The organism is Methylomonas koyamae (assembly GCF_019669905.1).
GTDB classification, from domain to species: domain Bacteria; phylum Pseudomonadota; class Gammaproteobacteria; order Methylococcales; family Methylomonadaceae; genus Methylomonas; species Methylomonas koyamae.
Window position 1 is genome coordinate 726076 of the sequence record NZ_AP019777.1, and the last position, 25174, is coordinate 751249.

The following is a 25174-nucleotide window of genomic DNA, read 5'->3' on the forward strand; positions in this document are numbered from 1 at the left end:
TGTCGGTCCTTTAGTCAGACTCTGAGAGGTTGTTGGCAGCGGCCGCCAGCCGATCCAGTCGGGCGGCGAGCCGGTCGCAATCGCTGCGGCAGCCGTCAATGCTGCGGAACAGCAATTCGGCTTCGGCTTTGGCCGGCAATTCTCGGGTTTCCTCCTGCAGGAACTCTTCCAGGTTTAGCCGGAAGGTGCGCAGGCTTTGGCCGGTCCAGCGTTTGCCGCCGCGGACGATATCGCCCAAGCGATTAGCCACGCGGTCGCCGGCGACGCGGGCCAGTTTGCCTTGCAGATCGATATCGAGTTTTTCGAACAGGCGTTGGAATTTACGGGCCAATTGGACGTCGCCCGCCAGGCGCACCTCGCCCTTGAACAGGGAACGCATCGGTGTGGCGCTGAGGCCCATCAGGCCTAGGGCCGATAGCGAACCGCTCAGCGTGGCGTCGGCCGGCTCTGGATAACTGTCCAGGATGCGGATGCTGTCGCTGCCGGGACACAAAAACAGGCTGCTGCCGAAGGTGTCGATGCGCAATTCGATGACCTTGCCGGCCATCGGCGCCAAGTATTCCGCACTGTGGCTGTCCAGCGCCAAGTAGCGGGCCAGTGCCGCTTCCAGCGCGGAGATCAGCAGCGGTTTCAGCGCGCTCGGCATTTATTGCGCCTGCTGCTGTTGTTGAATTTTCTGCAAATAGTCGCGCATGTCTTCGTTGTTGACCCGTTGGTACAAGTCGGCGACGGCTACGCTGAGGCCGATGCTGTCGAAGCTCACGGCGTCGCCGAGAAAGTAGTGCGCCGGCCGCCAATCGGTCGAGCGGCGAAACACCTCAATTTCGACATGATCGGTTTCGATCAGAACATATTCCTGCAAACTGGCTAGACCTCGGTAGGCGGCGAGCTTGACGGTCTTGTCGATGCGGCGGGCGGCTTTGGACAATACTTCGACGATAATTGTCGGCCGGTCGCTGTAATAGTCGTTACCGTTTTCGTCGTCGCAGGCCACCATCACGTCCGGGTAAAAGAAGTTGGGGCCGGCTTTGACTTTTAAGTCGGACGATAAAGTTGCGCAGGGCGAATTTTGCAGATGGTTACCCAGTAAACGCGCGCTGTTACTGACCAAAAGACTGTGGTTCCGGTTGGCGTCGGCCATTGCATAGGCTGCGCCGATCGGGTATTGCGCCTGTTGCAGAGCCATCTTCGAATCTCGCTGCCGGGTCGGTGGGGCGGCTTAAAACTTGTAACCCCGGTGCACGGCGACGATGCCTTGGGTCATGTTGAAATATTCGCAACGCTCCAGGCCGGCGTTTTCCATCATCTGCTTCAATTCGTCCTGCTTTGGGTGCATGCGGATCGATTCGGCCAGATAGCGGTAACTGTCTTCGTCCTTGGCTACGACGGCGCCGATTTTCGGCAGAATATTGAACGAATAGAAGTCGTAGACTTTTTCGGTGACCGGGTCGATCGGGTGGGAAAACTCCAGCACGATGACGCGGCCGCCCGGTTTCAATACCCGATACATCGAACGCAGTGCCGCGTCTTTGTCGGTGACGTTGCGCAAACCGAAGCCTATCGTCACGCAATCGAAAGTGTTGTCGGCAAACGGCAGGCATTCGGCGTTGACCTGGGTGTAGCGGATATTGCCGGCAACGCCTTTGTCGATCAAGCGGTCGCGGCCGGTGCGCAGCATTTCCGAATTGATGTCGGCCAATACCACCTGGCCGGACTTGCCGACCCGTTTCTCGAACAATAAGGTCAGATCGCCGGTGCCGCCGGCCAAATCCAAAACGTGGTCGCCTTCGCGGACGTTGGCCAGTTGCACCGCAATCCGCTTCCAAATCCGGTGGATGCCGAGCGACATCAGGTCGTTCATGATGTCGTATTGGCCGGCAACGGAATCGAATACGCCGCGCACCAGCGCGACTTTATCTGCCTTGGGAACCTGTTTGAAGCCGAAATGGGTGGTATTGTCGTTTGTCATGATTCAATTCAGTTGTGTAAGGGCGAGCGGCGGCTGATGCCGGCGGCTTGCAATGCTTCCAGGTAAGCTGACCACAGCAGCGGGAAATCGGAACCGAGCTTGTACAGCAAGTCCCAGCTATAAATGCCGGTGTCGTGGCCGTCGCTGAACACCAGTTTGACCGCGTAATTGCCGACCGGCAGGATGTCGGTAATGGTGACGTCTTCCTTGCCTGTCTGCAGCGTTTCCTGGCCGGGGCCATGGCCGACCGCTTCCGCAGATTGGGTGAAAACCCGCAGATACTCGCTGGGCAATTCGAAAATGCTGCCGTCGTCGAAATGGATTTCCAAAATCGCCGAGACTTTGTGCAGCTTGATTTCGGTGGGCTGGCAATGGCAGGGAGTGATGGCTACGCGCATGATCGGTTATAAAATATAGCGGCTCAAGTCTTCGTCGCCGGCCAACTCCAATAGGTGGGCGTCGACGTAAGCGGCATCGATGACGACCGATTTCTCCGGCAGGTCCGGGGCACTGAAGGAAATGTCTTCCAGCAGTTTTTCCAGAATGGTATGCAGGCGGCGGGCGCCGATATTTTCGGTTTTTTCGTTGACCTGCCAGCCCAGTTCGGCAATGCGTTTGATGCCGTCGGCGGTAAATTGCAGGTCGACGCCTTCGGTTTTCAACAAGGCCTGGTACTGCTCGGTCAAAGAGGCATCCGGTTCAGTCAGGATGCGGACGAAATCGTCGGCGCTCAGCGCGTTCAACTCGACCCGGATCGGAAAGCGGCCTTGCAGCTCGGGAATCAGGTCGGACGGTTTGGTCAGATGGAACGCGCCGGAGGCGATGAACAGGATGTGGTCGGTCTTGATTGTGCCGTATTTGGTGGTGACGGTGCTGCCTTCGACCAGCGGCAGCAAATCGCGCTGCACGCCCTCTCGGGAGACTTCGCCGCCGCCCATTTCCGCCCGCTTGCAGATCTTGTCGATCTCGTCCAGAAACACGATGCCGTGCTGCTCGACGGCTTCCAGCGCCGATTGCTTGACTTCCTCTTCGTTGACCAATTTACCGGCTTCCTCTTCCTGCAGCAGTTTCAACGCGTCCTTGATTTTTAGTTTGCGCGACTTGGTGCGGCCGCTGTTCAGGCTTTGAAACATGCCCTGCAATTGGCTGGTCATTTCTTCCATGCCCGGCGGCGCCATGATTTCGACGCCGACCGACGGTGCGGACACGTCGATTTGGATTTCCTTGTCGTTCAAGTCGCCTTCGCGCAATTTTTTGCGCATTTTCTGGCGGGTGGCTTCCTCGGTGTCGGATAGCATGCCGCCCTCGGCGCGCGGCAGCAGAATGTCCAGCACCTTGTCTTCGGCGGCGTCGGCGGCACGGTTTTGCACTTTTTCCATCGCCGATACCCGCGTCATCTTTACCGCACTGTCGATCAAGTCGCGGATGATGGATTCGACGTCGCGGCCGACGTAGCCGACTTCGGTGAATTTGGTGGCTTCGATTTTGATGAACGGCGCGTTGGCCAGCCTGGCCAGGCGGCGGGCGATTTCGGTTTTGCCGACGCCGGTGGGGCCTATCATCAGGATGTTTTTAGGCGTGATTTCGTCGCGCAGTTCCGGCGCGACCTGACTGCGGCGCCAACGGTTACGCAGGGCAATGGCGACGGAGCGCTTGGCGTCGGCCTGGCCGACGATGTGTTTGTCCAGTTCGCTGACGATTTCTCTGGGGGTCATTTGACTCATGGTTTACTCTTGCAGGGCCGTTTGCGGTTCGGCGTCCAATTCTTCGATACGTAAGTTGTGATTGGTATAAATGCAGATGTCGGCAGCGATATTCAAGGCCTTTTCGACGATGTCGCGGGCACCGAGTTCGGTATTTTCCAGCAAGGCGCGGGCCGCGCTTTGAGCGAAGGCGCCGCCGGAGCCGATGGCGATGAAATCATGTTCCGGTTCGATCACGTCGCCGGTACCGGAAATGACCAATGAGGTTTTGCTGTCGGCGATAATCAATAAGGCTTCGAGTTTGCGCAAGGCGCGGTCGGTACGCCAGTCTTTCGCCATTTCCACCGCGGCGCGGGTCAGATTGCCGCGGTGCTTTTCCAGTTTGCCTTCGAAATGTTCGAATAAGGTAAAGGCATCGGCGGTGGCGCCGGCGAAACCGGCTATCACTTTGTCGTGGTACAAGCGTCTGACTTTTCTGGCATTGCCTTTCATCACGGTGTTGCCCAAGGTGACCTGGCCGTCGCCGCCGATCACGACCTTGTTGCCGCGCCGGACCGATAGAATTGTGGTGCCTCTGAAGTTGGTCATAACCTGCGTAACTGAGAACGGAAAGGCGGCGATTTTACATGTTCTGCGCGGAGATGGGTTAGAAGTTTAATAACCTCCGGCCCAGTGGGTGAAAGGCCTGGAGATTGAACAAAGCGTTAAAACTGATTAAAGTTCAAACTGCTGGTATTTTAAGGATGCGCCGGTTTTTTATGGCGTTTCCAACATTACAACAATAACAACAAGAGGCTAGTCATGAATTTGTCGATTCGCTGGAAAAGCGCGCTGCTGTTGGGCGCGATGGTTTTTTCAAGTGTGGCGTTGGCGCTGACCCCGGAGGAGGAGGAACGGTTAAAGGAATGCAAACGGCCCAAATTCCGCGATTTCGTTCCGGAGCATAAAGCCGAAGTCGATGCCGGCGTCGACCTGTCGTTCCACGTTTCGCACAATGCCGACCCGTTGTCCATCAGCGCCGAGGCCCACGGCGAGAAAATGAAGGTCGAGGTGGTCGACAAAAAGACCTTCTATTTCGTCAAATCCAAGCTGCCGCAACTTAGCCCTGGATTCGCCCGCGTCCACGTCATGGCTAAATCCGCCGAAAGCAAGGTTGAGTCCGGCTGCTGGGGGCAGGACGGTTGGTTGATCAAGATCAAGGGCGAAGAGACCGCGGCCAAGCCGGCATCGGCTCAGTAGGCCTTGGTTGCAAAAATCCGCCGCCATCCGCATCGCGCGAGTGTGTGCGCTAAATTAATTGTTTTTCGTATCTGACCTAGCGGCTCGGCATTTTGCAGCAATAAAAAAGCCGGCATTGCGGCCGGCTTTTGCTTCGATCCTAAGGTTGCTTCGGTTACGCCGCCAGGGTCTTTCTGCGTTTCAATCCCAAGACGCCGACTAAGCCGGTCAGGAACAGCCAAGTTGCTGTCGGCAGCGGCACTGCGGACGGAATAATCGGCGATACGCTGATGCTGCCGGTATAGGTGCCGCCGTTGGATTGGCCTTTGATCGCGAGTTGGTAACTGCCTGCGCCTAATACGGGAATGTTATTCAACGAAATCAAATTATAAGTGGTCAACAATTCCTGATAAAACGGTGTCGAGTTTGGGAAAGGCAAGGTCACCAATTCCGGAGTCGAGGCTACTGCGAAAGAGGTCAGAGAGCCGGTGGCAATCACCGTTGAAGTCGAGTCGAGCAACTCCACGCTGGCATTCGAAATGCCGCTGGTGCTGGTGACGAAGCCGGCGCTGAAATCGGTTGTCAGACTGACTAAGGTTTGAACGTTTTGAAAACTCACGGCGCCGGATAGGTTGTAGGCGTCGTAAACATTGTCGATCACAAAGTTATAGATATTTTCGAAAGCCCCGGTGCTTACGGTATCGTTGATCACGGTCGCCGAAGCCGGGGTTAATAAGGTGGAGGCTGCCGCCTGAGGTGCATGGCTTGCGCCGGCTAATGCCAGGCAAGCCGTTAGTAGATAAGCTGTTTTGGTTTGTTTCATATTCAATTCCCGTGAAGTTAAGCCTGTACCAAGGTTACGGAACAATTATTCGGTCGACATCAGACAAAAGTACAGTCGCGGTGGTAGCGGTTTGTAATAGGCGGGCCACACGCGAATCTGACCGATCCGGCGCTTGGGGGGACAAATTCGCCGCCAAGTTTTAACGCCCGAGTTGCCCGCCGGTGCGGCGGGCTTGTTTTCTACTGGCCGTTCGTGCAGCGAATCGGTAGCTATGCAACATGGTCGCCGGCCTGCTTCTCTTTTGCCTGCACAAAATTATACACGTCGAATAATTGTGGATTTGTAAGCCTATGAACTTTAATCGAATCTTAATTTGTTACTAATCAACGGGCCGGCGAATAGGGATAGAATTTCAATCATGGTTTTTGTAGTGGATTGTCCAAGCAAACCGCTCTGGGAGTAGAGAAAGAGACGGTGGATCAGGTTCGAATACGCGCTTGTTTAGGCGGCTGGCTCTGTTCGGAATAATATCAGGGCGCGATGGCCGGGAGCGGTATGTGTGTTGTCGGGTTATTTTGGGTGTTAGATTCGACAAAGATATAGCCAGGCGGAATTCGGATGCTTGCAAGCGCTGAGTCCGTCGGGGCGGGTTTTGATCCGCCTAGCTGCAAGAACTCTATGTGCACCTGTCTTCGGCGTTTTTGGGGGCGGGGCCGGAGTAAGTTGGCCGAGGACGGCCGTTTGTTAACGTTAATGTACGGAGAAAACCAATGAAAATGATTTCATTCTTTAGGCTTTGGCTTGCCGTTTGCCTGTTTGCAGTTTCGACTGTAAGCTCGGCCGGCATCATCTGGGAATCGACGGATGGGAATGTAAATTTCTTATCTGTAAGTCCCTTGTCACCGTTTCCTAGCAGCGATGAATTCGGTATTTTCGCAGCAGATGCGGATTTATCTAGTTCTAGCGTTAGCGCTCTATATACGTTCACCGGTATAGGTAGCTATGCGGTAACGGAACCATTTAAACTGGGATTGCGTGTTGGTAGCAGTTGGGTGAGTGAGTTCGCGAATATTAGCTTGTCCGGGGGAGGCTATTTGCTTGGTTTCGCTAAACCAGGTGTTAGTAATACGCTGAGTTTGCTTTACGGTTTTGATATAACTCCAGCCTCCAACCAAGACCCAGGTTCAATTGTACCGTTACCTGCATCAATCTGGTTTATGACCAGTGCTTTGCTGGGATTCCTGTACGTAGGGCGTAACAAATCCAATCTGGCAGCTTGATGTTTCTCCGGATCAAACAATGCTGTTTGATCCGGAATTTTTCAGGGGAAACCCGATACTTCTTTGTAACGAGCAATATCAGCGATAATTCCGGCTTTAATCTGTCAAAGGTTAGTCAGTGGCAAACATTTTGGTAATTGGGTGCGGCAATATCGGTTTTCGCTTGGCCTCAGCATTGACTGGCGACGGCCATTGCGTGACCGCCTTAAAACGCACGCCGCTGGCCGTTCCGGCCCCTTTTGCTCTGGTTCTGGGCGATATCGCGCAACCGAGCACTTTTAGCGCACTACCCGCAAACTACGACCTTGTAGTACTCGTGTTGTCGGCGTCCGGTCGCAATGCCGAACAATATCGAGCGCTTTACCAAGCCGGGTTGAACAATGTCTTCAATCATTTTGCCGCCGCCGGCGTTGCGCCGCCCTGCCTTATGGTGTCTTCCACCAGCGTTTACGGCCAAAACGGCGGAGAATGGGTCGACGAAGACAGCCCCACGCAACCCGCCAGCGCAACAGCAGAGTGGCTGGTAAAAGCTGAGCAGCGCTTGTGGCAGGCCGGTCCGCACAATTGCGTCGTCAGATTTTCCGGCATTTATGGGCCCGGACGCGATTGGCTGTTGCGGCGGGCCGCCGCCGGTGAGGTAATCCAGCGCGATCCGCCCAGCTTTACCAACCGCATTCATCAAGACGATTGCCTGGCGGTGCTGTTGTTTCTGATCGGCAAAATGCTGGGCGGAACTGAACTGGACAAGTGCTATCTGGCCAGCGACAACGATCCGGCGCCGTTGTGGGACGTCATGGTCTGGATCGCTGCCCAATTCGGTTATCCGCCGCCAAAGGCTTTGCCGCCGGCGATTGGCGTCGCGCAAAACAAGCGCTGCAGTAACGCTCGGCTCAATGCCTTGGGTTATCGCTGGCGCTATCCGAGTTACAGGGACGGTTACCTACCGCCTTATTCGGCCTGAAGGGATTGTTTTTGCCGCTTGTTGGCAGCGCTGCGTTTGGGCGATGCCGGCGCTGCCGAGGCCGCCAGAAATTGTGGAACGGCCTTTTCGCCGCTAAGCCTGAGGTCTTGGTGCAGGCTGGCAAGTGCGCTAGCTTGGTCTATCGCTAAGCTCTCGGCCATGGCCTGGTAAACCAACTCGAACAAGCGCTTCAACGATATTTGCCAAGTACTGCCGCTTAACGCGTAAAGGCTTTCGCTGAGCTGCATGAACCGGGCAAACGGGCGGTCGGCTAAGATCAGCGGCAAGGTATGGGCGAAGCGGCCGGAATTGCCGATCAAATCCCAGAAGCGGGCAAAGCGGTTAATCCTTTGCATCTCTGCGAAACTGAGCGTGCTACTGCTGAGCAAGGCGTAAGGCGGATTCGGATCGTAGCGTAAATCGAACGCTCGAGTGTGGCGGTTGATCGGAGCGCCGCGCAGGCGTTTCAGGATACCGACCTGTATTTCCTGCGGCTGCAAAGCGACCAACGCGTCGAAACTGTTGCCGAAACCTGCCAGCGTGTCGCCCGGCAGACCGGCGATCAGATCGGCGTGAATGTGGGCTTGGGAATGCTGCCGGAGCCAAGCCAGATTGGCTTTGGTTTTTTCGTTATCCTGCCTGCGGCTGATCCGTTGCTGGATTGCCGGATCGAAGCTTTGTACGCCGATTTCGAATTGCAACACACCTGGCGGAAAGCGGGCGATCGCGGTTTTCAACCGATCCGGCAAATTGTCCGGAATCACTTCGAAGTGCAAATACAGATCGCTGCTGAGCCGTTCCAGAAAAAACTCCAGAATCGCCACGCTGGTGTCAGTCTTCAAATTGAACGTACGGTCGATGAATTTAAAATTGCGGGCGCCGCGCCGATGCAATTCGGCCATGCTGGTTAAAAACGCATCCAGAGCGAAAGGTTTTGCGGTGAGGTCTAGCGAGGACAGGCAGAACTCGCATTTGAACGGGCAGCCGCGCGAGGCCTCGACGTAAACGATACGCTGGCGAATGTCGGTATCGCTGTAATAAGGGTAGGGCGATGCCAAATCCGCTAACGGTACAGTCTGACCGACGACGATTTTGGCCGGCGGCTGTATGCCGACCAGCAGTTGGCGGCATAAATCCGGGAAGCTGATTTCGCCGTAACCGGTGACGATGAAATCCGCCAACTTGGTCCACGGCGCTAGGTCGGGCGGATGGCTGACTTCCGGACCGCCCAGTACTACGACGATTTGCGGCGCGACCTGTTTCAAAATCGCCACAATCGCACCGATTTCGGCTGCATTCCAGATATAGACGCCAAAGCCGATTATGCGCGGTTGCAATTCCAGCAATTTCTCGACGATTTCCAGCGGGCGTTGCTGAATGCCGAATTCGACTAATGCGGTGTGTTGCTGTAATTCGCCCATATTGGCGTAAAGGTAGCGCAGGCCGAATGCGCTATGGATGTAACGGGCATTCAGGGTGGTGATGACGATATCGGACATGTTTAGTCGAGTTTATTGGCCTATAGCTGGGGCGGGATGCGAGCATAGCATCGATTGTTAAGCGCGATAAACCGTCACCGGTTGTGGGTAGTCGGCTTGAAATATGGCGAATTAGCGGCCATTTACAGCGGGGCGGCTAAGCCGGCCTGATAAAATGCGTCCAGCGCCATTGTCCGAAATTCGAATCCTTTGTATCTCCATGAAAAAAATACTGAATCAAAGTTTTTTAACCAATTTTATTTCGCTGCTGGTGATCGGCGTCGGTTACCTGAGCCCTTATTATGCCGAGACGTTGAAAGCCATCGGTTTTTTCGCATTTTCCGGCGCGATTACCAACTGGCTGGCAATCCATATGCTGTTCGAGAAAGTGCCGTTTTTGTACGGTTCCGGCATCATTCCGGCCCGGTTCGAAGAGTTTAAAGCCTCGATCAAGGCTTTGATGATGGAGCAATTCTTCACCGTGGAAAATATCGAGCAATTTATCGAAACCGAAGAGCGGCAAGGCGGCAGGATTCTGAACGTCGAGCCGCTGTTGGGTGCGGTCGATTACGACAAAGTTTACGACGGTTTGGTCAGCTCGATCATGGCGTCCTCGTTCGGCGGAATGTTGCTGATGATGGGCGGCGAGCAGGCCTTGCTGCCGCTGAAGGAACCGTTTTGCGAAAAAATGCAGCACACGCTGCGGGACATGGTCGATTCGGATACTTTCAAGTCAGCGCTGCAAAACGGCCTGAACGCGCACAAAATCGGCGAAGACCTGACCGGCAAAATCGAAGCGGTGATCGACAAGCGCCTCGGCGAGTTGACGCCACAGTTGGTGAAGGAAATGGTGCAATCCATCATCAAGAAGCATCTGGGTTGGCTGGTGGTTTGGGGCGGAGTATTCGGCGGCTTGCTGGGCGCATTGTTCGGGTTTGCCTGAGTATGGCCAGCGTCGAATTGGTTTACGAAAGCCACGGCGAACCGGGCGGCATTCCGCTGATCATCGTGCATGGCTTCTTGGCGGCGGCGCGCAATTGGCGCACTGTCGCCAAGCGCTTGGCCGCCAATCGCCACGTCTACGTGCTGGATATGCGTAACCACGGCAGCTCGCCGCAAGCCGAGAGTCTGGACTACCCGAGCATGGCCGGCGATTTGATTGCCTTTATGGATCGGCACGGCATCGCCGCCGCCGATTTGCTCGGTCATAGTATGGGCGGCAAGGCGGTGATGTGGTTGGCTTTGCAATATCCTCAACGCGTCGCCAATCTGATTGTTGCCGATATCGCCCCGGTGAATTACCAGCACAGCTTCGATGCGCTGATAGACGCGTTGGGCAGTCTGCCGGTGGGCAGTATCGGCAACCGCAAACAAGCTGAGGCAGCCTTGGCCGACGCGATTCCTGATTTGGCCTACCGCCAGTTTCTGCTGCAAAACCTGTTGCTAAAGGATGGCCAATATTATTGGCGGATCGATCTGGATGTCATGCGGCGCAACGCCCATCATATCGTCGGCTTTCCCGACGCCGAGACCGCCACGTTCGCCGGGCCGGCCTTGTTTATCGGCGGCGAGCGCTCGAAGTATATCGATGCGCAGGCCGTGTACCAGACATTTCCTGCGGCCAGGATCAGTACTATCCCGGATACGGGGCACTGGCTTTACGTCGAGGCGCCCGAAGCGTTTTGCCTCTTGGTAGAGGACTGGTTGTCGGTTAACAGCTAACCGTTTGATTTTGTGGGTTTAGAACCTTGGTACACTAGCCGGGTTCGGGATAGCCGCTATCATCCGCAATGCTTTGGAGCGATAGCATTGCGGAGTATCTCTATGTCCAACTCTACCTGTCGGCAGTCGCCGAACCGAAAAAACCAGCGGCTGGCGCTTTCATTGGACGATTTCATCGCCTCGCAGCAGGATGCGGCACTGAGCGATTATTTGGCGTTGTCCTTTAGCAGCGAAGGCGAATTTACCAAGATCAGCGTAACCACGGTAGGCCCGGAGCCGATCACTTATTCGGCAATGGTTTCGGCAGTCGCGATCCCGGATTGGCGGACCTTGGTGTTCGTTGCGCAGCCGTTTAAAGTGGGCGAGTTGAGCGATTTCAGTTCGCTTCCCGAGAAACGAAAAGCTTGTGTTAGAATCGCGCGGCTTGCGCCGTTTCGGCTGGCGCTGCGCTCCAAAGGCGGACAGCGCAGGCGCAGAGGCGGCTCTAACGCCGATGGCGCGTAATTCGAGCCATCCCTTTTCTTAACTATTTATGCGAAACGCTCATGAGTAAACCAAAAAAAGTCGCAATTCTTACCGCTGGCGGTTTGGCGCCATGTCTGAACTCTGCTATCGGCAGCTTGATTGAACGTTACACGGAAATCGATCCGAGCATCGAAATCATATGCTACCGTGGCGGTTACAAGGGGCTGTTGCTGGGAGATTCTTACCCGGTCACCGCGGAAGTGCGTCAAAAAGCCGGTTTGCTGCAACGTTTCGGCGGTTCTGTAATCGGTAATAGCCGGGTCAAGCTGACCAACGTCAAGGACTGCGTCAAACGAGGTCTGGTCAAAGAAGGCGAAGATCCGCAAAAAGTAGCGGCCGACCAACTGATCAAAGACGGTGTTGATATTCTGCACACCATCGGCGGCGACGACACCAATACCGCAGCGGCTGATCTGGCGGCGTTTTTGGCCAAGAACAATTATGGCTTGACCGTAATCGGCCTGCCGAAAACCGTCGATAACGACGTATTCCCGATCAAACAATCGCTGGGCGCCTGGACCGCCGCCGAACAAGGTGCGCGTTACTTCATGAACGTCGTCGCCGAGAATAACGCCAACCCGCGCATGCTGATCGTCCACGAAGTGATGGGCCGTAACTGCGGCTGGCTGACGGCTGCCACCGCGCAGGAATACCGCAAATTGCTGGATAAAGCCGACTGGCTGCCGGAATTGGGCTTGAGTCGCGAATCTTACGAAGTTCACGCCGTATTCGTCCCGGAAATGGCGATCGATCTGGAAGCCGAAGCCAAGCGTCTGCGCGAAGTCATGGACAAAGTCGATTGCGTAAACATCTTCGTCTCCGAAGGTGCCGGCGTCGAGTCCATCGTCGCCGAAATGCAAGCCAAAGGCCAGGAAGTGCCGCGCGACGCCTTCGGCCACATCAAACTGGATGCGGTTAACCCCGGCAAATGGTTCGGCGAGCAGTTCTCGCAAATGGTCGGCGCCGAAAAAACCCTGGTGCAAAAATCCGGTTACTTCGCCCGCGCCGCAGCGTCCAACGTCGACGACATGCGCTTGATCAAATCCTGTGCCGACTTGGCGGTCGAGTGCGCCTTCCGCCGCGAATCCGGCGTGATCGGCCACGACGAAGACAACGGTAACGTGTTGCGTGCGATTGAATTTCCGCGCATCAAAGGCGGCAAACCGTTCAATATCGATACCGACTGGTTCAACAAAATGTTGGGCGAAATCGGCCAGCCTAAAGGCGGCAAAGTCGACGTCAGCCACTAAACGCTAGTCGGTTGGCTGGAAAAGGGGCGGATTTTTTCCGCCCCTTTTTGTTTCCAGCGGATTTCGTGGCAGCTTACAAACCCAATTCGGTCAAACCGGCGTGATCATCCGGCCTGCGCCCCAGCGGCCAGTGAAACAGGCGCTCGCTGTCTTTGATCGGTAAATCGTTGATGCTGGCAAAGCGGCGCTGCATCAAACCGAACTCGTTAAACTCCCAATTTTCGTTACCGTAACTGCGAAACCAGTTGCCGGCGTCGTCGTGCCATTCGTAAGCGAAACGCACCGCGATGCGGTTTTCGGTAAACGCCCATAATTCCTTGATCAAGCGGTAATCCAGTTCCTTGGCCCATTTGCGTTGCAAAAACTCCTTGATCTGTTGCCGTCCTAGCGGAAACTCGGCGCGGTTGCGCCAGCGGCTGTCTTCGGTATAAACCTGCACCACCCGGTCCGGATCGCGGCTGTTCCAGGCGTCCTCGGCCATGCGCACTTTTTGCGCGGCGGTTTCGGCGGTAAACGGGGGAAGAGGTGGTTTGGTATCCATAGTGCGCTCCCGGAAGAAGAGGGTTATGTAGACAGAGTTGTCTACTGGGTTTATCGTAGCGATTGTAGACAGAGTTGTCTACAATCGGCTTATGGCTTTCGAATCCTCGACAACCGTTTCCGATTTGCCCGCGCGGGAGCGGATTTTACTGGCGGCGCACGACCTGTTTTACCGGGAGGGCATTCGCGCGACCGGAGTCGATAAAGTCATCGCCGCGGCGGGCGTGACCAAGGTCACTTTCTATCGCCACTTTCCGAGCAAGCACGATTTGATTCGGGCTTTTCTGGAATATCGGCATGGAATCTGGATGGCGTGGTTCGCCGACGCGATCCTGCGCCACGGCGGCGTTCCCGGCGGCGGGCTATTGCCGTTGGTCGCGGTAATGGAGGAATGGTTTCGTAAGCCGATTTACCGCGGTTGCGCGTTTATCAACAGCGTTGCCGAATTGGGCGGCGCCTTGCCGGATGTCTTGGCGATTTGCCATAGCCACAAGCAGGACATGGTCATGGCGGTGCGGGAGTTGCTGGCCGACATGCCCGGTCGCGACGGATTGGCGCAAGCCGCTGCCGTTGCGATAGACGGTGCCATCGTCCGCGCCCAGACCGAAGCTCCGGACGCGGAAGTTAAGGAGTCGTTACGCAGTCTGGCGTTGGTGTTGTCGGCGTTGCAGGCGGCGTCAGCCGCGGCGCCCGAAACGGCGCAGCAATAATTTTTCCAAGCCGACGACGGCATAAATCACCAGGCTCACCGCCAAAATCAATAACCATTCGTCCTGGCCGATCGCCGCGCTGCCGAATAAATTCTGCATGGGCGGCCAATAGGTGAACAACATCTGCAAGGCGATCATGGCGCTGACGCCGACCAATACCCAGGGATTGGAAAACACCCCGACTTTAAACATCGAATAACGTAGCGATCGGCAGTTGAACAGATAAAACAGCTCGCCGAAGACGAACACGTTTACCGATACCGTGCGGGCTTTGGCCAGGGTTTCTTGGTGCATCAGCTCCCATTCGAACAAGCCGAAAGCGCCGGCCAGCAACAGCACGCCGACCAGGCAGATCCGCAGCAGCAAGTGTCTGGTCAGGATCGGTTGCTCCGGATTGCGCGGCTGGCGCTGCATCAGGCCCGGCTCCTTGGGCTCGAACGCCAGCATCAATCCCAATAGCACGGCCGTGGTCATGTTGATCCACAAAATCTGCAGCGGTGTGATCGGCAATGCCACGTTGGCAAATACCGCCGCGGTGATCACCAGACCCTCGCCCAGATTGGTCGGCAGAGTCCAGGCGATGAACTTCACCAGATTGTCGAATACGCCGCGGCCTTCTTCGACGGCGGCCTCGATCGTCGCGAAATGGTCGTCGGTCAGCACCATGGCCGCCGCTTCCTTGGCGACTTCGGTACCGCCCTGGCCCATTGCCACGCCGATGTTGGCTTGGCGCAAGGCCGGCGCGTCGTTGACGCCGTCGCCGGTCATCGCCACGACGTGGCCTTTGGCTTGTAAGGCGCGGACCAGCAGCAGTTTTTGTTCGGGAGCGATGCGGGCGTAAACGCTGCAATGTTCGACCTGCTGCAGGTAATCGGTTTCGGTGTAATTTTCCAGCTCGCTGCCGGTGATAGCCTTATCGCTGTGGCGCATGCCGAGTTGTTTGGCGATGGCCAAAGCCGTGACCGGGTGGTCGCCGGTGATCATTTTCACGGCGATGCCGGCCCGGTAGCAGGCGGCTATCGCCCGTGCCGCTTCCGGCCGTGGCGGGTCTATCATCGCTTGCAGGCCGAGGAATGTCAGGCCGCTGCTGACTTCGCTATGGGCGACGGCATCGTCGCCGTGGCCGGTACGGGCGAAGGCCAGGACGCGCAAGCCTTGTGCGGCAAGTATTTCCGCCTGGCGTTGCAATTGGCGCTTGTCGAGCGGAATCGGTTGCAAGTCGGCGGAAAAAGCGCTGTCGCAACGTTCGAGCAAGCTTTCCAGCGAGCCTTTTAAGTAGACGTGGCGTTCGTCCAATGCCAAGTTGTGGTGCAGCGTGGCCATATATTGGTATTGCGATTCGAACGGGATAGCGTCCAATCTCGGGTGGCCGTTGCTGACGCTGGCATGGTGTAAACCGGCTTTATGGGCGGAGACCAGCAAAGCCGCCTCGGTCGGGTCGCCTTCGATCCGCCAGCTATCGATATCGGCGATCAAGCGGGCGTCGTTGCACAGTAGGCCGGCTTTCAGGCATTCGAGCAGAGCGGGTTTTTGGTGCGGGTCGACCGGTTGGCCGGCTGCGAGAAATTCGCCGTCCGGCGTATAGCCGCTGCCGCTGATAGCAAACTGTTCGCCCCCGGCATAGACGAATTGCACCGTCATCTGGTTTTGGGTCAGCGTGCCGGTTTTGTCGGAACAAATGACCGTGGTGCTGCCCAAGGTTTCGACGGCGGGCAGTTTGCGGATGATGGCGTTACGCTTGGCCATGCGCGAAACGCCGATGGCCAGTGTGATGGTCAGCGCGGCCGGCAAGCCTTCCGGAATCGCGCCGACGGCCAAGGCTACCGAGGCCATGAACATATCCAACGCGCTTTCGCCGCGCCAGACGCCGACGGCAAATGTCAGCGCCGCGCAGGCGACGATGACCCACAGCAGTAGCTGGCTGAATTGGCTCATTTTCCGCGTCAACGGCGTTTCCAGCGGTTCGGCCGCTGCGATCAAACGGTTGATGCGGCCGATTTCGGTGTTGTCGCCGGTGCCGACCACAACGGCCAAGGCGCTGCCGTAACTGACCAACGTCGACGAATAGGCCATATTGGTGCGGTCGGCCAACAAGGTCGCGGCGGCTAGGGTTTGGGCCTGTTTTTCGGCCGGCACGGACTCGCCGGTTAAAGCGGCCTCGTCTATTTTCAGTTCTCGGGTTTGCAGTAAGCGCAAATCCGCCGGCACCTTGTCGCCGGATTGCAGATAAACCAAATCTCCGGGTACCAAGTCGGCGGCGGCGATGGTCCGGCGCTGGCCGTCGCGCAACACATTGGCGCTGAGGTTCAGCGTTTGCGCCAGCGCATTGATCGCTTTCAGAGCGTTGGCTTCCTGGACGAAGCCGATGATGGCGTTAACCAGTACCACGCCGAAAATAACGCTGCTGTCGGCCCATTCTTCCAGGAATGCGGTGGTCGCGGCCGAAAACAGCAGAATGTAAATCAGCGGTTGGTGGAATTGAGCGAGCAGTAAGCGTAAAGGACCTTTGCCGCGCGGCGGCGTCAGGCGGTTGGGGCCGGTGTCTGCCAGCCGGGACTCGGCTGCTTGGCCGGACAGGCCGGCGCCGAGTTGCACATCGAACTGCGACAGTAACTGTTCCGGCGGCAGATTATGCCAAAGGGTTTGCGGATTCTGCTTCATGGTCTAAGAATAACGGTTGTGGCGGTAGGATAGGTGTGCGGTTTTTCGGCGCCGATTCGGGCCGGCATGCGCTTCGGGTTGACAATCGTCATCTTCTGCTTGTTCCTTGTTGGCTATAGGGTTATAGTCCGTAACCGAGGCTTGGGGCCTTATTCTAAATTAAAATAAAAACAAATAGTTGGAGGTAGATATGGGCGGAGTTATCGAATTGGTGGTGTTGATGCTGGTTATTGCCATCTTCGCGTTTGCACCGTTGGGGTATTTTATATACATGTATACAATGAAAAACGGCGAGCCGTTCGGCGATATCGAGCCGCACGGCGACAGCGAATCGGCTGTGTTGAACGCAGTCGCTAAGGCGATCAACACGGTCAAAGGCAAGCTTGGCAAAAGCTGAGCAGCCGTACTGTTCGGCAAAAGCCGGGGCTATCCCGGCTTTTTTATGTTCGTTTGCCGGTTATATCGCCGCAAGTCGGGCAGGCCGGATTTTTCTTCAAGCGCAGCGTTCGCCATTCCATGGCCAGGCCGTCCAGCATCAATAATCGTCCGGTTAAGGGCTCGCCGATCCCGGTAATCAATTTAATGGTCTCCAGCGCCTGCATGCTGCCGACGATACCGGTAATCGGCGCGACCACGCCGTTGCGGGCACAATTTTGCAATTCTTCGCCGTCGCTTTGGTAAAGGCAGTTGTAGCATGGGCTTTGGTTGCGGCCGGGAGTGAACACGCTGATTTGGCCCTCGAAACGGATCGCCGCCCCGGATACCAGCGGCGTCTGCCGTTGTACGCAGGCTTGGTTAATGGCGAAACGGGTGGTGAAATTGTCGCTGCAATCCAGTACCACGTCGGCTATTTCGACTTGTTCCAACAGTTCTGCGCCGGTTAGCCGCCGCTTGCGCGCCACCACTGTTACCTGCGGATTGATTTTTTCCAGCGTCTGCCGGGTTGAAATCACTTTATCCAACCCTATATCGGAGGTGGCATGGGCGATCTGCCGTTGCAAATTGCTCAGATCCACCTGGTCGTCGTCGTACAGCGTAATGCTGCCGACACCAGCGGCGGCGAGATACATCGAGGCCGGCGAACCCAAGCCGCCGGCGCCGACGATTAGGATTTTGGCCTCGATCAGCTTTTTTTGGCCGGCAATGTCGATTTGCGGCAGCATGATCTGGCGGCTGTAGCGGAGTAGTTGTTCGTCGTTCATAGCGTAGACGGTGGTAGGGGAGCCGCAGATGATGCCAAAGAGCTTGACAGAGTGCAAAACCTGGATATTATTAGCACTCGTTATTGGAGAGTGCTAATAAATTGCAAGTTGTTCAAAAACCGGGTTGCTCGACTCTGATCGCCAGGGTTTTTAAACCGCTTTTCAGTTTTAACCTTTAACTTTATTAATCTAGGAGACATTGATGAAAATTCGTCCGTTACATGACCGTGTAGTCGTAAAACGCGTTGAGGAAGAGACCAAAACCGCCGGCGGTATCGTGCTGCCCGGTTCCGCCGCGGAAAAGCCGAGCGAAGGCGAAGTGCTGGCGGTGGGCTCAGGTAAACCGTTAGACAACGGCCAAGTACGTCCTATGGCAGTCAAAGTCGGTGACAAAGTACTGTTCGGTAAATATTCCGGCACCGAAGTTAAAGTCGATGGCGAGCAATACATCGTCATGCGCGAAGAAGACATCATGGGCATTTTGGGCTAATCCCTATTAACCTCATTTATCTTTTTCAATCTCTTTAAATATTTAGGAATTAAAAAATGGCAGCAAAAGACGTGAAATTCGGTGGCGACGCCCGTGCTTTGATGGTAGCCGGTGTCAACATTCTGGCTAACGCGGTTAAGGTCACTCTGGGTCCGAAAGGCCGCAATGCCGTGCTGGACAAAAGTTTCGGCGCACCGACCATCACCAAAGACGGTGTGTCTGTTGCAAAAGAAATCGAATTGAAAGACAAATTCGAAAACATGGGCGCGCAAATGGTTAAAGAAGTCGCGTCCAAAACCTCCGACGTGGCCGGCGACGGTACCACCACCGCAACGGTACTGGCGCAAGCCATCGTCAACGAAGGCCTGAAATCAGTTGCCGCCGGCATGAATCCGATGGACCTGAAACGCGGTATCGACAGCGCCGTAACCGCTGCGGTTGCTGCGATTGAAAAACAAGCGATTCCCTGCAGCGACAGCAAAGCCATCGCCCAAGTAGGCACCATCTCTGCCAACTCCGACGAATCCGTTGGCGCGATCATCGCCGAAGCGATGGAAAAAGTCGGTAAAGAAGGCGTCATCACCGTCGAAGAAGGTACTGGTCTGAACAACGAACTGGACGTCGTCGAAGGCATGCAGTTCGACCGCGGCTATCTGTCTCCGTATTTCATCAACAAACAAGAAAGCATGAGCGTCGAACTGGACGATCCTTTCGTATTGTTGTACGACAAAAAAATCTCCAACATCCGTGAAATGTTGCCGATTCTGGAAGGCGTGGCCAAATCCGGCCGTTCATTGCTGATCATCGCCGAAGACGTCGAAGGCGAAGCGCTGGCGACTCTGGTGGTCAACAACATGCGCGGTATTGTGAAAGTGGCTGCGGTTAAAGCCCCTGGCTTTGGCGACCGTCGCAAAGCGATGTTAGAAGATATCGCGATCCTGACTGGCGGCGTCGTGATTTCCGAAGAAGTCGGTTTGTCTTTGGAAAAAGCCGACATTTCGCAACTGGGTACTGCGAAACGCGTCCAAATCAACAAAGAAAACACCACCATCATCGACGGTGCCGGCGACGAAGGCCAAATCAAAGGCCGCGTGGCGCAAATTCGCGCCCAAGCCGAAGAAGCGACTTCCGACTACGACCGCGAAAAACTGCAAGAACGTCTGGCCAAACTGGCTGGCGGTGTAGCAGTGATCAAAGTCGGCGCCGCAACCGAAGTGGAAATGAAAGAGAAGAAAGCTCGCGTCGAAGATGCGCTGCACTCGACCCGCGCTGCGGTTGAAGAAGGCGTGGTTGCCGGTGGCGGTACCGCGTTGATCCGCGCCCTGTCTGCGTTGGAAGGCCTGAAAGGCATCAACCACGACCAAGACGTCGGCATCAGCATCCTGCGCCGCGCGATGGAAGAGCCTTTGCGTCAAATCGTTGCCAACGCCGGCGACGAAGCGTCCGTGGTGTTGAACGAAGTCAAAAAAGGCAGCGGTAACTTCGGTTACAACGCCGCGACCGGCGAATACGGCGACATGATCGCGATGGGTATTTTGGACCCGGCGAAAGTGACCCGTTCTGCGTTGCAAAACGCTGCTTCCGTGGCTGGTCTGATGATCACCACCGAAGTGATGATCGCCGACGCACCGGCCGACAACAAAGCCCCGGCAATGCCTGACATGGGCGGCATGGGCGGCATGGGCGGCATGATGTAATTCATCTGGTCGGCTTGAGCCAGAAAACCCCGGTCTCCGTAAGGAACCGGGGTTTTTTATTGGTTGCAGCCTTGCGGTTGAATTGAGTTTCGGGATTGCCGAAATTAAACTGAAATTTACAACACGGTTGCGCCGGTTGGTGCAACAACGGGGTAAGTCATGGCTGATACAGGCTACGAGATATTGATCGCCGACGACAACGAGACCAATCTTTGGCTACTGCGCGAGCAATTGTCGCAGTGGACGGAAGGCGTGGTTTTGGCAAGCGATGGCCGGGAGGCCTGGAATTTATTGGACCAACACCGCTTTGGCCTGGTGTTTCTGGATATGAATATGCCGTTTCTAAGCGGCTTGGATTTGATCGGCCGGTTACGGGCCAGTGCGGGCCCGAACTGCCGGACTCCGGTCGTTGCGGTAACCGCCCATGCCCAGGAAAGCCAACGGATTCAAGCCTTGGCTGCCGGATTCAATGATTATCTGGTCAAGCCGATTCGTCTGGCGCGGTTGCAGGAAATTGTAGCCCGCTGGCGGGTGGAGCCGGCGGGCGGCGCCGAGTATTACGCACAACAGCTTTTACGCAAAACTCAGGAAAACCGGCAACTCAGCCAAAGTTTGGCCGGTAAATTATTTGCCGAATTGCCAGCCCATCTGGCCGAGATAGAAGGATTTTTAGGCGATTCGGCAACTCGGCAGGCTTGGGAAGTCGTGCATAAACTGCACGGTACGTTCTGTTTTTTCGATTTTGGGGATTGTTTGGCAGTGACCGAAAGTCTGGAGCAAGCGTTGTTGACCAATCAGCTCGAACAGGCGGGGAGGCATTTCGAGGCGTTGAAACAGAAGTCGGCTTGGCTGTTGCGTCACCAAGCGGCAGTCCTGCACTCTTTGGCGACCAAAGCGGCGGACGCTAATCCCCCGCCGTCCGCTAGAGGCTAGGCCGGCGGGAAAATTTCCGATTATTTCAATTCGTCCAACAGCGCTTGGGCGGCCTGTTGTTGTTGTTTGGAGCCTTTGGCGAGTACGTCTTCGGCAATGGTTTTGGCGGCATCGATGTCGCCCATATCGATATAGGCTTTAGCCAGGTCGATTTTGGTTTCGTATTCGTCCATGTCGGTCAGGTCGGATACGCCGACTTCGAATTTGTCGTCGCTGCTTGAACTGATAATTGGCGCGTCGAAATCGAATTCGAAATTGAAATCGTCGACCGTGTCCGGCGTTGCTTTATCGGACGCTGCGTCGGTTTTCGCATTCAGATTATCGAAGTCGGAGAAGTCGAAAGTTTCCAGTTTCAATTCCGATTCCAGATTCAACGGCGAATCGGTTTTGTTCGAGGCGCTTGCCAAATCGGGAGTCGCCAAATCCACGTCGAAGTTAAAATCGAAGCTATCGATCTCGGCCGGTTTTTCCGCCGGCGCCTCTGTTTGGGTTTCGGTGGTACCGAAGTCGGCGAAATCGAAGCTTTCGATGTCCGCCGCGGTTTGGTCCGCGACCGTCGCCTCTTTACCGGAAGCCGCCGGTTTTGGCGGTTCCAAGTCGAAATTAAAGTCGAAGCTTTCGATCGTATTGTCTGCAATGGCCGGGCTTTCGGCGGTTGCGGAACCGGTCTCGTCGGCAGGGCTGGAGAATTCGATGGTTTCCAGAGCGATATCGTCGCTGGCGGCAACGGTCTTAGCTTTCTCGTCTGCGGCCGGCGCTGCAAAATCCAGGTTGAAGTCGAACGATTCGAAGTCGCTGCTTTCAATTACGGCCGATTCTTTGCTATCGGCGTCAGACGGCTTGTCGCCGGATAGGCCGTCTGAAATCGGGGTTTTGCTTGTTACGCCGCTGTCGAAGTCGCCCAAATCGAAGTCCAGGCCGTTATCGTCAAGTCCCGGATTTTTATCGAGATCCAGGTCCAGATCCGCCAATTCGTCATCCAATAATGCGAATACCGAATCGTCTTCCAGAGCGGCGCTATCGGTTTCGCCCAGGGAGGCTGTTGCGGAGGATTCGAACGATTCGGTGGCCATTGCCGGGGCAGCGGCATCGGTGCCGAACAGCGGCGCATCCGGCGCGATCTCCTTGGCCATGTCGGCAATTTTTTTCCAGAACGGCTTGTCGGCTTTTTTGCCGGCATCTGCGAGTTCTTGGGCGTAGGCGCAGAAAGCATCCTTGTTTTCGCTGGCGTAGAAAATTTCCAGCAACTTCAGCTTGCATTCGTCGCGATGCGGTTGTTCCTGTATCGCGTGGCGGATCAGTTCTTCCGCCTGTTGGTAGCGGCCGTATGCCAGGTAAACGTCGGCTTCCGAAATCGGATCGACTTCGTTTTGGTCGGTATCGAACGCGTCGAAATCGCTCGGCGTGAAATCGCTGATAAAAGAGCTTTCCCCGACCGTGCCGACGTCGTACTCGGACGTGTTGCTGATGTCCATGATCGGCACCGAGAGGCTGCTTTCGGAATCCGGCATCTGGATTTGGCTGGCCGAGGCGAACATGCTCTCGGTGTTGATGCGTTCGTCGATATGGCGTTTACGCCACAGCAACCAGCCTAGTAAGCCGAGGATGCCGCAGCCCAATCCGCCAACTACCCAATAATAGGCGTCGGAGGAAAACAGACCTTCCTCTTCGGGGACTGGCACGGGAGCGGGAGGCGGCGCAACTTTTACCACCGGTTTCGGTGCGGGCGCCGGTGCCGGTTGCACGGCCGGTTGTTCCGCTACCGGCGCGGTTGGCGGCGGAGTTTGTGCCTGAGGCTGAGCCGGGCTGGGTTCGGTAGCCGGCGGTGGCGTTACCGGCGGCGTTGCCTGAGTAGGCGCCGGCGTGGTTTGGGTCTGTGCCGGAGCCGGAGCCTGTTTGTTGTTTTGTAGCGTGGCAAGCTGTTGGTCTTTCAACGCCAGCAACTGTTGCATCATGTTCAGTTGCTGTTCCAGCTTCTCGATGCGGGCCTGCAATTCCAGATCCTTGCCTTCGCCGGATGCCTCGGCAGCGCTTTCCGTGGTCGCGGTGGCGGCAGTCGAATGCGCACCGGATTTGGCTTTTCCGCCGACCACTGTATTCTCGGCAAGTTTCGCTTCCGACGGTGCGACCAGTTCCAGCGGTTTGGCCGGTTTTTCGGTGGCGGCCGGCTCGGCTTTCGCTGCTTTGCTTGCGGGTTTGGATTCCGGCCGTACCGGCTGCGGAGCGGATGCCAGGCTCGGAACTTTTAATAGGGCGCCTTCTTTTAGCGAGTTGATGTTGCCGTTATTGAACGCATCGGGATTGGCTTTATGCAATGCATTCAGCATCTGTTGCGTCGGCACATTGCGTTCCTGGCCGAGCTGAGTAGCGATGCTCCACAGCGTGTCGGTTTTTTGCACCGGGCCGAATTCGCCGTCTGTGGCGATTGGCTGGCTAACGCTGTCGCCGGGTTCCGCTCTAACCGCTCGCCGCGGTGCCGGCCGGGTTTTCTTGGCCGGACGTGGCGGCTCGATTGCCTCTGCGGAGTAATCCGGCGCTTGGACCACCGGAATCGTGGCTTGGTTATAAGCCGTCGGCGGATCGATCAGCAGCGTGAATTCGCGGGTCATGCTGCCTTGCGGCCAAGAGACTTCCAACAAAAAATCCAGAAACGGTTCGGTCAGAACCTCGCGGGACGTGATTTTGACGACGATCGAGCCGTTGGCTTGCACCACCGGCTCGAATTTGACTTTCGACAGGAAATAGTTCCAGACCACGCCGGCCTGGTCGAATTTTTCCGGCGGCGCCAGGCGCACCGAAACATCGGCAGGGTTTTCGCTCGGGTCGACGGTTAGCTTGATTTCGGCATTAAGATGTTGGTTCAGCGCGGAATGCAATTGTATTTCGCCGATGCCGAGCGGCAGGGCGTTAACCGGTGCTAGTAGCGAGACAACCGCTAAAGCTTTAGTTAAATTGCTCACATTGCTTTCCTTCACTGGTGACACCTCGGTGCTATGACCTCACAAAAAACAGAGCTAAGCTTAGACTAGATGTAGCTTTTTACCAGGACTTCGGCGATCTGCACACTGTTAAGCGCCGCACCCTTTCTGACGTTGTCGCTGACCACCCACAAGTCTATTCCGCTCGGATGCGAGATGTCTTCGCGGATCCTGCCGACGAACACATCGTCGTGGCCGGAGGATTCGGTGACTGCCGTCGGGTAGCCGCCGTTCTCGCGTTCGTCCAGCAAGGTGACGCCGGGCGCCTGGCTCAGCAATTCGCGGACGCGTTCCACCGATATTTTCTGTTTGGTCTCGATATGCACCGCTTCGGAATGGCCGAAAAATACCGGTACCCGCACCGCGGTGGGGTTGACTTGTATATCGGCATCGCCCAGGATTTTTCGAGTTTCCCACACCATTTTCATCTCTTCCTTGGTGTAACCGTTATCCATGAATACGTCGATTTGCGGCAACACGTTGAAGGCGATTTGCTTAGGATAAACGCTGGGCGAAACCGGTTTGGCATTCAACAGATTGGCGGTTTGCGTCGCCAATTCCTCGATCGCTTCCTTGCCGGTGCCGGATACGGCCTGGTAGGTAGCGACATTGATGCGGCTTATACCGGCCGCGTCGTAAATCGGCTTTAACGCCACCAGCATTTGTATCGTCGAGCAATTCGGGTTGGCGATGATGCCGCGGTTTTTGTAATCAGCGACTTTTTCCGGGTTGACTTCCGGCACCACCAGCGGGATGTCGTCGTCGTAGCGGAATTGCGAGGTATTGTCGATCACGACGCAACCGGCTGCGGCGGCTTTGGGTGCATATTCGGCCGAGACCGAAGCGCCTGGCGAGAACAAGCCGATCTGCACCTTGGAAAAGTCGAACGTGGCCAAGTCCTCGACGACCAACGATTCGCCTTTGAACGGAATCCGCTTTCCGGCCGAACGCTCGCTGGCCAGGGCATAAACTTTGCCGACCGGGAAATTGCGCTCTTCCAAAATTGAAATCATGGTTTCGCCGACCGCGCCGGTGGCGCCGACGACCGCTACATCGTAGGTTTTAGACATCGT

At 56.1% G+C, this 25174-nt stretch carries 25 protein-coding genes; 12 read left to right on the forward strand and 13 right to left on the reverse strand.

Features of this window, described 5'->3' with window-relative positions; genetic code table 11:
• Window positions 1-10 precede the first annotated feature (10 nt).
• From MKFW12EY_RS03515 to hslV, 6 genes are read right to left on the reverse strand one after another with little or no spacing between them, the layout of a single operon-like run.
• Window positions 11-646 carry a ubiquinone biosynthesis accessory factor UbiJ gene (locus tag MKFW12EY_RS03515; RefSeq protein WP_221054020.1) on the reverse strand — a complete coding sequence of 212 codons (636 nt, stop codon included), beginning with the start codon at window positions 644-646 and terminating at the stop codon, window positions 11-13.
• Complete coding sequence (locus tag MKFW12EY_RS03520; protein ID WP_221054021.1) at window positions 647-1186, reverse strand: Uma2 family endonuclease; 540 nt, start codon at window positions 1184-1186, stop codon at window positions 647-649.
• A 33-nt stretch (window positions 1187-1219) separates the two neighbouring features.
• Window positions 1220-1969, reverse strand: coding sequence for a bifunctional demethylmenaquinone methyltransferase/2-methoxy-6-polyprenyl-1,4-benzoquinol methylase UbiE (gene ubiE / locus MKFW12EY_RS03525; protein ID WP_054760192.1), 750 nt, complete (start codon window positions 1967-1969; stop codon window positions 1220-1222).
• 8 nt (window positions 1970-1977) lie between these two features.
• Window positions 1978-2367 (reverse strand): gamma-butyrobetaine hydroxylase family protein, encoded by a 390-nt coding sequence (locus MKFW12EY_RS03530; protein ID WP_054760194.1) that lies wholly within the window; start codon window positions 2365-2367, stop codon window positions 1978-1980.
• A 6-nt stretch (window positions 2368-2373) separates the two neighbouring features.
• Window positions 2374-3693 (reverse strand): ATP-dependent protease ATPase subunit HslU, encoded by a 1320-nt coding sequence (gene hslU / locus MKFW12EY_RS03535; protein ID WP_054760196.1) that lies wholly within the window; start codon window positions 3691-3693, stop codon window positions 2374-2376.
• Between the two features lie 3 nt (window positions 3694-3696).
• A complete protein-coding gene (hslV, locus tag MKFW12EY_RS03540) occupies window positions 3697-4260 on the reverse strand; it encodes an ATP-dependent protease subunit HslV (protein WP_054760199.1) in 564 nt (187 codons plus the stop codon).
• A gap of 213 nt (window positions 4261-4473) precedes the next feature.
• Between hslV and MKFW12EY_RS03545 the strand changes: the two genes are divergently transcribed.
• A complete protein-coding gene (locus MKFW12EY_RS03545) occupies window positions 4474-4911 on the forward strand; it encodes a hypothetical protein (protein WP_054760201.1) in 438 nt (145 codons plus the stop codon).
• A 154-nt stretch (window positions 4912-5065) separates the two neighbouring features.
• Here MKFW12EY_RS03545 and MKFW12EY_RS03550 read toward each other — a convergent pair whose 3' ends face one another.
• A complete protein-coding gene (locus MKFW12EY_RS03550) occupies window positions 5066-5713 on the reverse strand; it encodes a hypothetical protein (protein WP_054760203.1) in 648 nt (215 codons plus the stop codon).
• Window positions 5714-6444: 731 nt separating this feature from the next.
• Between MKFW12EY_RS03550 and MKFW12EY_RS03555 the strand changes: the two genes are divergently transcribed.
• A complete protein-coding gene (locus MKFW12EY_RS03555) occupies window positions 6445-6954 on the forward strand; it encodes a hypothetical protein (RefSeq protein ID WP_082409718.1) in 510 nt (169 codons plus the stop codon).
• Between the two features lie 118 nt (window positions 6955-7072).
• The gene (locus MKFW12EY_RS03560; protein WP_054760205.1) at window positions 7073-7915 is read left to right on the forward strand and encodes an NAD-dependent epimerase/dehydratase family protein; all 843 of its coding nucleotides are present in this window, start codon (window positions 7073-7075) and stop codon (window positions 7913-7915) included.
• Here MKFW12EY_RS03560 and MKFW12EY_RS03565 read toward each other — a convergent pair.
• Window positions 7903-9414 (reverse strand): B12-binding domain-containing radical SAM protein, encoded by a 1512-nt coding sequence (locus tag MKFW12EY_RS03565; RefSeq protein WP_054760207.1) that lies wholly within the window; start codon window positions 9412-9414, stop codon window positions 7903-7905. The two genes, MKFW12EY_RS03560 and MKFW12EY_RS03565, sit on opposite strands and share 13 nt — an antisense overlap.
• A gap of 199 nt (window positions 9415-9613) precedes the next feature.
• On the opposite strand from MKFW12EY_RS03565, the gene MKFW12EY_RS03570 reads away from it, so the two are divergent.
• From MKFW12EY_RS03570 to MKFW12EY_RS03585, 4 genes are all read left to right on the forward strand, one after another.
• Complete coding sequence (locus MKFW12EY_RS03570; protein WP_082409719.1) at window positions 9614-10336, forward strand: DUF445 domain-containing protein; 723 nt, start codon at window positions 9614-9616, stop codon at window positions 10334-10336.
• 2 nt (window positions 10337-10338) lie between these two features.
• Complete coding sequence (locus MKFW12EY_RS03575; RefSeq protein WP_054760209.1) at window positions 10339-11115, forward strand: alpha/beta fold hydrolase; 777 nt, start codon at window positions 10339-10341, stop codon at window positions 11113-11115.
• Between the two features lie 102 nt (window positions 11116-11217).
• Window positions 11218-11619, forward strand: coding sequence for a hypothetical protein (locus MKFW12EY_RS03580; protein WP_054760211.1), 402 nt, complete (start codon window positions 11218-11220; stop codon window positions 11617-11619).
• A gap of 41 nt (window positions 11620-11660) precedes the next feature.
• A complete protein-coding gene (locus MKFW12EY_RS03585; protein WP_054760213.1) occupies window positions 11661-12890 on the forward strand; it encodes a pyrophosphate--fructose-6-phosphate 1-phosphotransferase in 1230 nt (409 codons plus the stop codon).
• Between the two features lie 73 nt (window positions 12891-12963).
• Here MKFW12EY_RS03585 and MKFW12EY_RS03590 read toward each other — a convergent pair whose 3' ends face one another.
• The gene (locus MKFW12EY_RS03590) at window positions 12964-13431 is read right to left on the reverse strand and encodes a nuclear transport factor 2 family protein (RefSeq protein WP_054760216.1); all 468 of its coding nucleotides are present in this window, start codon (window positions 13429-13431) and stop codon (window positions 12964-12966) included.
• 91 nt (window positions 13432-13522) lie between these two features.
• Here MKFW12EY_RS03590 and MKFW12EY_RS03595 point away from each other — a divergent pair, with 91 nt between their 5' ends.
• On the forward strand, window positions 13523-14140 hold the full coding sequence (locus MKFW12EY_RS03595) for a TetR/AcrR family transcriptional regulator (RefSeq protein WP_054760218.1): 618 nt from the start codon (window positions 13523-13525) through the stop codon (window positions 14138-14140).
• Here MKFW12EY_RS03595 and MKFW12EY_RS03600 read toward each other — a convergent pair.
• On the reverse strand, window positions 14108-16801 hold the full coding sequence (locus MKFW12EY_RS03600; RefSeq protein ID WP_221054022.1) for a cation-transporting P-type ATPase: 2694 nt from the start codon (window positions 16799-16801) through the stop codon (window positions 14108-14110). The two genes, MKFW12EY_RS03595 and MKFW12EY_RS03600, sit on opposite strands and share 33 nt — an antisense overlap.
• 190 nt (window positions 16802-16991) lie before the next feature.
• Here MKFW12EY_RS03600 and MKFW12EY_RS03605 point away from each other — a divergent pair, with 190 nt between their 5' ends.
• Window positions 16992-17198 carry a hypothetical protein gene (locus tag MKFW12EY_RS03605; RefSeq protein WP_064020521.1) on the forward strand — a complete coding sequence of 69 codons (207 nt, stop codon included), beginning with the start codon at window positions 16992-16994 and terminating at the stop codon, window positions 17196-17198.
• Between the two features lie 43 nt (window positions 17199-17241).
• Here the strand turns inward: MKFW12EY_RS03605 and MKFW12EY_RS03610 are convergent, their stop codons facing one another.
• Window positions 17242-18003 carry a HesA/MoeB/ThiF family protein gene (locus tag MKFW12EY_RS03610; RefSeq protein WP_082409720.1) on the reverse strand — a complete coding sequence of 254 codons (762 nt, stop codon included), beginning with the start codon at window positions 18001-18003 and terminating at the stop codon, window positions 17242-17244.
• A gap of 202 nt (window positions 18004-18205) precedes the next feature.
• Between MKFW12EY_RS03610 and groES the strand changes: the two genes are divergently transcribed.
• From groES to MKFW12EY_RS03625, 3 genes are all read left to right on the forward strand, one after another.
• Window positions 18206-18493 (forward strand): co-chaperone GroES, encoded by a 288-nt coding sequence (groES, locus tag MKFW12EY_RS03615; RefSeq protein WP_054760220.1) that lies wholly within the window; start codon window positions 18206-18208, stop codon window positions 18491-18493.
• A gap of 56 nt (window positions 18494-18549) precedes the next feature.
• Window positions 18550-20190, forward strand: a complete 1641-nt coding sequence (gene groL / locus MKFW12EY_RS03620; RefSeq protein WP_054760222.1) for a chaperonin GroEL — start codon at window positions 18550-18552, stop codon at window positions 20188-20190.
• Between the two features lie 159 nt (window positions 20191-20349).
• On the forward strand, window positions 20350-21123 hold the full coding sequence (locus MKFW12EY_RS03625; protein WP_054760223.1) for a response regulator: 774 nt from the start codon (window positions 20350-20352) through the stop codon (window positions 21121-21123).
• A 20-nt stretch (window positions 21124-21143) separates the two neighbouring features.
• On the opposite strand, the gene MKFW12EY_RS03630 is transcribed toward MKFW12EY_RS03625, so the two are convergent.
• Both MKFW12EY_RS03630 and MKFW12EY_RS03635 read right to left on the reverse strand, forming a co-directional pair.
• Window positions 21144-24083, reverse strand: coding sequence for a motility hub landmark protein FimV (locus tag MKFW12EY_RS03630; RefSeq protein WP_157199258.1), 2940 nt, complete (start codon window positions 24081-24083; stop codon window positions 21144-21146).
• Window positions 24084-24148: 65 nt separating this feature from the next.
• A complete protein-coding gene (locus tag MKFW12EY_RS03635; RefSeq protein WP_054760228.1) occupies window positions 24149-25171 on the reverse strand; it encodes an aspartate-semialdehyde dehydrogenase in 1023 nt (340 codons plus the stop codon).
• Between the last annotated feature and the right edge of the window lie 3 nt (window positions 25172-25174).